Source organism: Brooklawnia sp. (genome assembly GCF_049651565.1).
Lineage (GTDB): Bacteria > Actinomycetota > Actinomycetes > Propionibacteriales > Propionibacteriaceae > Brooklawnia.
Window position 1 is genome coordinate 1 of sequence record NZ_JBASCI010000186.1, and the last position, 8,281, is coordinate 8,281.

The window sequence follows — 8,281 nt, forward strand, 5'->3', positions numbered from 1 at the left end:
AGCGGGTACCCTGCCGTCGCCGGGCTGACAGCGGCCCCGCTCGAGTGTCCGGCGCTCGCGCGCGCCGGCAGCCGCCGTTCACAGCGGCGGGTCATGGCAGCCGCAGTCGTTCGCCAAGGCCGGTGGCTCGCCGGGCCGGTGTGTTGATCGCCTGGGCGATCGCCTCCGGGGTTGCGACGATTCGGACTCGGCTGCGGGCCCGCGTGACCGCGGTGTACAGCAGTTCCCTGGTCAGCAGCGGCGAGTCAACCGATGGCAGCACCAGGCTCACCGTGTCGTACTCGCTGCCCTGCGACTTGTGCACCGTCAGCGCATGCATGGTTTCGACCGAGTCCAGCAGCCACGGTGAGCGCAGGCGTGGCCCGTCCCCGGCCGACAGAGCCACCTGGGTGCCGTCTCCAACCCGAACGGCCACGCCGGTGTCGCCATTGGCGATCTGCAGCTCCGGGGCGTTCCGGGTGACCAGCACCGGACGTCCCGGGTACCACTCGCCATCCCGGGTGTAACCGGGGATCTGCCTGGTCAGCAGGTGTTCCACCGCTCTCGACCAGCCCCCGACGCCGTAGCGGCCCCGGCGGTGCGCGCACAGCAGGCGATGCGAGTCCAGCGCCGCCAGCGCATCCCGGGCACGACCGTCGAGCGCCGCGCGGTGCATCGCCGTGCCCTGCTCGACGACGTCCCTGGCCAGGTCGGTCAGTTCAGCGAGCAGGTTGGGGTCGGGGTCGACCGGCAGCCAATCCAGCCCGGGCAGCCCTTCGGCCAGCAGGTTCAGTGCCCGGTCAGCTCCGGCGTCCCGGACGGCCGTCGCGAACTGCTGGATCGGGCCGGAGAAGCGGTGTGACTGCTCCAGCACGGTGATCGCGCTTCGGGCGTCGGAACTGGACACCGGCAGGCCGGCAGCCACGATGTCGGCCAGCACCGCCCCGGCGTCCACCGAGGAGAGCTGGTGCGGGTCGCCGACCATCACCAGCCTGGTGCCGGGCCGCAGCGCCTTGAGCAGCGCGCACATCAGGCCCAGCGAGACCATCGACATCTCGTCCACGATCAGCAGGTCGTGCGGCAGCGGGTTGTCGGCGGTGTGCCGGAACTCGCCGTGCGGACGGGCACCCAGCAGTGCGTGCAGGGTGGACGCCGGCGGAACCTGCAGCCACCGCCACGGCTGCCCCGACTGGCCGGCCGCAGCGAGCGAGGCGTCCAGTGACTGCTGCATCCGGGCTGCGGCCTTGCCGGTGAAGGCGGCCAGCGCAACGTTGAACCGCCGGTCGGCCAGGTCGTCGAGGACCCGCAGCAGCTGCGCGATGCTGGTGGTCTTGCCGGTGCCCGGGCCGCCGGCGATGACGCTGGTCCAGCTGGACGCCGAAGTGCGCACCGCGTCCTGCTGGCGGGCGGAGGCCGACCCGGGGCCGAAGATGGCGAAGGCATGATCCACCGCGGCGGCCAGGCGGGACGGCTGGAGTTGCGGTGGGTCGGCGGCCAGCCGGTCCTGCAGTTCGGTGCGAACCAGTTCCTCGGCCTGCCAGTTGCGCTCCAGGTAGAGCTCTCGTCCGACCAGCCGCAGCGGCCTCCGGTTCGCCGCCGGTTCGTCACCGACCGCGACGAGCGGAGAATCGGACAGCATGGCCAACCAGTCATCCACGTCCGGCCAGGGCAGTTCGGTCGGCACGCCGACCGGCTCCTCGGCGTCGGTCCCGTCGGGTTCCAGCGCGAAGAGGTTCTGCACCACCTCGTCGAGCGGGACGCACACCGATCCGGCCTCCTGGGCGCGCAGGCACAGCGCGGCGGCCAGCAGCACCTCGGGCCGGTCGTCCTGGGTGAGCCAGCCCAGCGTCCTGGCCAGGTGCACCCCGCTCCAGCCGATCGCACCCGCCCGGGCGAAGTCGCCCAGCATTCCGTCCGCCGAGACCGGCACGTCAATCCGGGCCATCTCACTCACCTCCGGCCAGCAGTTCGGATGCCCGAACCACCATCGTCGCCGGGGGCGACCAGGTGAAGACCCCCGCCGGCATGGTCCCCAGGGTGGGGTTGTCGGCGCCGGTCATGCCGCGGACGAACAGGTACCCGACGCCGCCCAGGTGTCGTTCCGGATGGTAGGCGGGCAGCCGCCAGGCCAGGTATCGGTGCAGGGCGGCGCAGTAGAGCAGCGCCTGCAGCGGGTAGTGCGCCGCACACATCGCGGCGGTCATCGCGGCCGGGGTGTAGTGATGGGCGGTCAGCGGCTGGTCGGCCGCGGTGGGCACCCGGTTGGTCTTGTAATCGAGCACGACGAACCGTGGCTCGGGGCCGGGCACCTGCAGCACCACGTCGATCGAGCCGGTCAGGAACCCGGCCAGGACGGTCTCGGCAGCGGCCGAGTCGGCCAACTGCCGGCCGTAGTCGTGCAGCGGGTCGGAAGGCGGTAGCCGATCGAACAGCGCAGCCAGGTCGGCCACCCGCCGACGCCGGTCACCACCGAGCGGCAACTCGAAGTCGAGCTCCGCCAACCGGTTCCGGGCGCCCAGCTCACGCAGCGACTGGTCATCGGTGAGCCGGCCGAGCGGGGTCGCCAGCGTCTGCGTCAGCCCTTCGGTCAACGCCTCGGTGTCGAGCCCGGACAACGGGAAGCGGTCAACCAGGTCGTCCACCGCCCGGCGCAGCGTCCCAGGCAGTTCGGCATCAGCCGGGTCCACCCGCTCGAGGACGGCGTGCACCAGGCTGCCGAACTGGGTTCCGCCGGGCAGCGCGGCCAGCGCGGAGACGGGTGAGTCGGCGGACGCAGCTTCTTCTTCCTGTCCGGGTGCCGGTGCTGCGTCCGGACCGTCGGTCGGCAGTTCGGTCTCGTCGGACTCGGCCTCGAAGCCGCTCGTGCCGCCCGTGCCGTGGACCGCTGCGGTGAGCCCGGTGTAGGAGGTGCGTGACCACGCCCGGTCGATGTGGTCCCGGAAGGTCCGGGCGGCCAGCAGCTGCCGGGGTTCTTCGGGTTCGGCGTCGATGGTGGTGGACGGCTGCGCCAGTTGGCCCGGGTCGACCAGGGTCAGGTCGACGTGCGGGCGGCCAGGCAGCTGATCGGCCGGCACGAGCGGCTGGCGTGCTGGCGGCGGGCCGCCCCAGTCAGTGTTCAACAACAACCGGTGCAGTGGTGAGTCGCAGGTGTTGTTGCCGGCCGGTGCCCACCACATCACGAGTAGGGATTGCGCCCTGGTGCAGGCGACGTAGAAGGCCCGTAGCGACTCCGCGGCCTCCTCGGCCCGGTAGTTCTCGGTTCGTCTGGCCCGCTCGCGGGGTGGTGCGACGTCCAGCACCCGGACGCCGTCCTGGTGTCCGATGATCGGAACGTCATCGTCGGCATCGGGGAAGTAGGTGTCGGCCGCCTGCGGCAGCAGCACGATGGGGAACTGCAAGCCCTTGGCCTGGTGGACGGTGAGCACCCGGATCGCCTGCCGGTCGGTAGCCAGCCGGCGGGTCCGTTCATCCTGTTCCTGTGCTGCCCGTTCGATGCGGCGGCGGAGGTGGCCGGTGAGCGCGGACGCGCTGAGGTGCGCGGTCTGGTTGAGTAGTTCGGCGACGTGCCGCAGGTCGCTCACCAGTGCTTCGCCGTCCGGACGGCTGAGCAGCCGGGCGTACAGCTGGCGCGCACTGGCCAGGGTCTCGAAGACGCTTGCCACGCCCTGCTCGGTCAGCAACCTGGCGCAGGTGGTGAGCAACGCGGTCATGCTGACCAGTTCGTCGCCGCTGGCCGCCGCGATGTCGGCGCTGGTCCAGCCGACCAGCGAGGTCATCATCGCCCGCCGAAGATGCCAGCGGTCGGGGGTGTCGAGCGCCTCCAGCAGCACCAGCCAGTCACGAGCCGCCCGGGTGGTGAAGACGCTGGCCTCGCCGCTGAACACCGAGGAGTGGCCATTGGCCGACAGCATCTGGTGCACCTGCTGGCCGACCCGGTTCTGGCTCACCAGGACGGCGATGTCGTCTGGGCTGACCCGGCGCCACTCGCCACGTTCGTTGCGGACCTCCTGGTGGCCGTCCAGCAACAGGTTCACCTGCGCCAGCAGGTCGGCCTGCACCAGTCGCCGGGCCTGGCTGACCCACCGGCCTTCGGAGTTGATGGCCCGGATCCGCACCGCCGCGCCCGGATCGCCGCCGTCACACCTGATCCTCGGTTCGGTGTGCCGGGCGGTGATCCGTCTCAGCATGATGGGTGCGCCCGCGGTACCGAAGTCGATGGGCCCGAACACCGATTCCACGCCGCGCACCACGCCGCTGTCGGAGCGGTAGTTGGTGCCGAGGCGCAGGACCTGGTCGGCGCTTTCGCGGGCGGCGGTGTAGGTCTCGATGTCGCCGCCCCGGAACCGGTAGATGGCCTGCTTCGGGTCACCGATCAGCATCATGATCGAGCGGCGGTGGAACCCAGCCTTCAGGAACGCCCACTGCTGCGGGTCGGTGTCCTGGAACTCGTCGACCAGCACTACCCCGAACCTGCCGCTCAGCACCTCGGCGGCTGCCGCGCCGGTTGCCGGGTCGGTCAGCGTCTGGGCCAGTCGGAAGATCATGTCGTCGTAGTCGAGCACCTGCCGCAACCGCTTGCGACGATCGAACTCCGCCCGGACGGCGGCGGCGAAGCCGACCCGCAACCGGCTCTCCTCGCCGGACGGATAGAGCTGTTCGCTGGCATGCGCCGTGGCCTGCCGCCCGAGTTGTCTGGCGTACTCCCAGTCGATTTCCTGCCACTGCTCGTCCGACAGGTAGACGTCGGCGATCACCTCATCGGCCAGCACGTCCAGGTCGGAGCCGAGTTCGACCGTCTGATCATGGTCGGCCAGCAACCCCAACTCATCGAGCATCCGTTTGGCGAAGGTGTGCAGGGTGACGATCGGCGCGGCGTCCACCTGCCCGATGGCGGTCTCGATCCGTTCGAGCCGGCTCGCCAACACCGCCGGTTCCCCCGATGCGATCACGCGATCGACCTCGTCATCACCCAACTGGCCGCCGCCCAGCACCCGGCGCAGGGTGTCCCGCGAGCGCACCAGCCGATCCCGGACGCCGTCGCGAAGTTCCGCGGTGGCGCGGCGACTGAACGTCACCGCCAGCAGCCGGTCCAGCGGGACGCCTTCGCACACGAACCGGGCCGCCATCCCGCAGATGGTGTAGGTCTTCCCGGTGCCGGCGCTGGCCTCGAGCACCATCGTGGTTGGGGAGGTCGGCAGCGGGAGCGCCCAGTCGAAGTCACGCTCCGTCATGGCAGGCCTCCTCGGCGCTCGGTTCGGCCGGCTGCCAGCGCTGCAGCCCTGCGACGATCGGGCCCAGCACCTCGCTGGCCAGGTCGGGGAATCGACCGGTGGCACACAGGTCGTCGAAGGTGGGGAAGAAGTAGCGCCAGTTGGCGTCCTCCCCCTTCTCCTCGAACGCGCGGCGGGCCCGCTCCAGCGGCTCCCTGGTCTCCCAGCAGAGCAGGTCGGCGTAGGCGGCCGCCGTCTGCAGTGGCAGCGGGAGGACTTGCTGCAGGCCTTCGTCCCGCAACTCCACCAGTCGGGTCAGTATCTGGCGGGCCAGGTCTGGCTCGGGTGCGGAGAGCTGCCGACAGTCCTTGCCGATCAGCAGGCCGACCGATTCGTCCGTTGCCCGGTCTGCCGCACTCAGCAGCGCCAACCGCAACCAGCAGATGAGTGCCTGCTCGGGCTTCACGTAGCCGAACCGCTGGACGACCACCCGCCCGCCGTACACCCCAACCCGGCCGTGCAGCCGGCGTCCGGCGATGTCGACATCACAGTCGACCAGCCGCAACTCACCGCCACGGGCCTGTCGAACCGCCGCAGCCTGGGTAGTGGCGTGCTCGAACTGTTCGGCTATCACCCGCCCGCCGCGGACGCCCGCCAGTACCCGCCCACCCAACCAGGCCGCGCGGCGGACCTCGTCAGGGTCGTGACCGGCGACCAGGGAATCGAAGATCTCGGTGCCGAGCTGCCACTTGCTGAGGAAGTCGACGGTGATCGGCAGGTTGACCTGCAGTTCCCGGTTGAACTCGGTCAGCGTGGTGCCGGTCGCCTGCCGAAGCAGCGTCCTGGCCGGGTTGGTGAAGAAGGCGACCAGGTCGTCGATATCGACTTCGTCGGGCACCTCGACCGGGTGGCGCCGCTGCCAGGCCGGCGGTGGAGCGGCCTTGGGGGCGGCCAGTGCCAGCGCACCCTGAAGCGCTTGCCGGTCGAAGCCGGCCGGGGGGCCACCGTGGGCCGGCAGGAAGTCCGCCCAGCCGTGGGGGTGCAGCGGGTGCCACCTGACCAGCGTGTTCGGCCCGTCCTCGCCGCGCCACTGGCCGTTCTCGCCGCTGACGGCGCAGGCCTCGATCAGCTCGGCCACGCAGATCGGCGCGGGGAAGTGCTGGCCCGTGGACTCGTCGGCGCCCTGGGTGACCACGATGAACTTGTCGCGGGCGGCGAGCAGGGCGTCCAGTAGCCGCTGCCGGCGGCGCTCGCGCAGCCGGTCGGTCCAGTGGGTGGCGAACCCGCTGTCGGGCCGGGTGAGTAGGTCGTCTCCGTCGATCCTCGGCGCCCCCGGGAAGTGCTGGTCGTCCAGGCCGAGGACGCAGACCACCCGCGCCTGGATGCCGGCCAGGTCGTCGAGGGTGGTGAACAGCAGTGAACCGTTGCCATAGTTGGCGCGCCGGCTGGCTGCGAGCCTTCGGTCGGAGAGCCAACCGGCCACGTCGCCCGCGCCCAACGGAGCCTGGCGATCGCCAGCCACGTCCTCCAGTTCGGCGATCTCGCCCAACGCGTGGCTGAGCTGCCATTCGTCATCGTGGGAGACCCGGACCAGCAGCTCGATCGCCTCGCGCAGCCGGACCACCCACACCCCGGCCGGCGCCGTTTCGCTGAAGCCCTGCCAGACCTTCCGGACGCGCGACACCAGCTCCGCGAACTGCCCGATCAGTCGGGCGTCCGAACCCTCGACACCGGCCACCGGTGCCACGGTGCCGAAGCTCACCGGAGGTTGGGCGTCCAGCGCGAGGCTCAGCACCAGCCGCTGCACGCCGGCCAGCCAGGTGGACTGGGTGATCGTGAGACCGTTGCGGCGGCGTTGGTCGGCGTCCACCCCCCAGCGGATCTCGGCGGCATCAACCAGGCCATGCAACCGATCGAGGTCGTCGATGGTGAACCCGAACCGCTGCGCGACCGGCGGCAGCTGGCACAGTTCCATCAGGTCGACGCTGGTGGCGCGTCCGGCGTGGAGTTCGAAGAGCCGGCCAAGCACTGCAAATACCGGGTTGAAGGCCGGCAGCGACGGCGCGGCCAACTGGACGCGCAGGCGGTGGCCGGGGTGCAACGAGGCATCGCCGTCGAGCAGGAAGGACGCCGAGATGAGCGGCGCATACTCCGCCAGGCCGGGGCAGAGCACGACCACGTCGCGCGGCTGCAGGGTGGGGTCGTCGGAGAACAGTCCGCACAGCAGGTCACGCAGCACCTGCACCTGGCGGTCAGGGCCGTGGCTGGCGTGGATCTGCAGCGAGTCATCGGCGGCCGGCCTGGGGCTCGGCGACTGGTCGGCGAGGATCTCCGACTGGACCTGCGCCAGCAGCGTCGTGCTGGACGCTGCCGACGTCCCTTCGGACGTGGTGGATCGACCCGACAGCGATTCGCCTGGGTCGAAGGACCGGCTGGCGTGGTGGCGCAGGAACGACGAGCCCGGCCGTTCCCGGTCGACCGGTACTCCGGCCAGCCGGAACTGGTGCACGTCATGCCGGCCGGCCAGGGCATCGAGCAGCCGTGCCTGCGCCGGTGTCGGGTCGTCGACGTGCAGGACGACCACCCGACCGGGCAGCCCGGGCACCGCGGAGTCAGCGAGAAGTGCCAGCAACTGCTCCTGACGCTCGGCCGGGTCGGGCCCCAGCGCACTGCGAAGCTCCCGCCACAACACCGGCTGCCAGCGGTCGCGACCGGCCAGCGGCGTGCCGGTCGGGCCGACGTCGTCGCCGTTCCGCCAGGCGGCCACCATGTCGGGGCATTGCCGGGCGTACCGTCGGAACAATTGCGCCAGCCTGCTGGCGGTGGCGTACCCGCGGCCTGGCCGGCACGCCGTGACGCCCAGGTGGCTGACCAGGGGCTCCAGCTCGGCCGGCTGGGTGGGCCGGTGCAGGACCTCGAGCACCCCCAGTCCCAGACCGTCGCCGCCCCATTGATCACTGGGCAGCAGGCCGGAGTCGATGAAGGCGGAGGCGACGCGTCCGGCAAGCCGCGCGATGGACACGAACTCCAGACCCGCCGTGACCTGCGGACCGCCGCTGCGAACCGACAGGTACTGCGACAGTGAGCGCTGG

3 protein-coding genes are annotated in these 8,281 nt (G+C 71.1%); all 3 read right to left on the reverse strand.

Features of this window, described 5'->3' with window-relative positions; all coding sequences use genetic code 11:
• Positions 1 to 91: 91 nt before the first annotated feature.
• Entirely contained in the window at positions 92 to 1,924 is a 1,833-nt protein-coding gene (gene recD, locus WBL05_RS08755; protein WP_424225283.1) for an exodeoxyribonuclease V subunit alpha, read from the reverse strand.
• 1 nt (position 1,925) lies between these two features.
• Positions 1,926 to 5,210: a UvrD-helicase domain-containing protein gene (locus WBL05_RS08760; RefSeq protein ID WP_424225285.1), complete on the reverse strand. Its 3,285-nt coding sequence runs from the start codon at positions 5,208 to 5,210 to the stop codon at positions 1,926 to 1,928.
• A partial coding sequence (locus tag WBL05_RS08765; protein ID WP_424225287.1) for an exodeoxyribonuclease V subunit gamma occupies positions 5,197 to 8,281 on the reverse strand: 3,085 nt, incomplete at its 5' end. The genes WBL05_RS08765 and WBL05_RS08760, both read right to left, overlap by 14 nt.

What these genes read in the sequence shown, in the direction of transcription:
- recD (WP_424225283.1), bottom strand. Translation starts at nt 1,924, where the DNA reads ATGGCCCGGATTGACGTGCCGGTCTCGGCGGACGGAATGCTGGGCGAC.
- WBL05_RS08760 (WP_424225285.1), bottom strand. Translation starts at nt 5,210, where the DNA reads ATGACGGAGCGTGACTTCGACTGGGCGCTCCCGCTGCCGACCTCCCCA.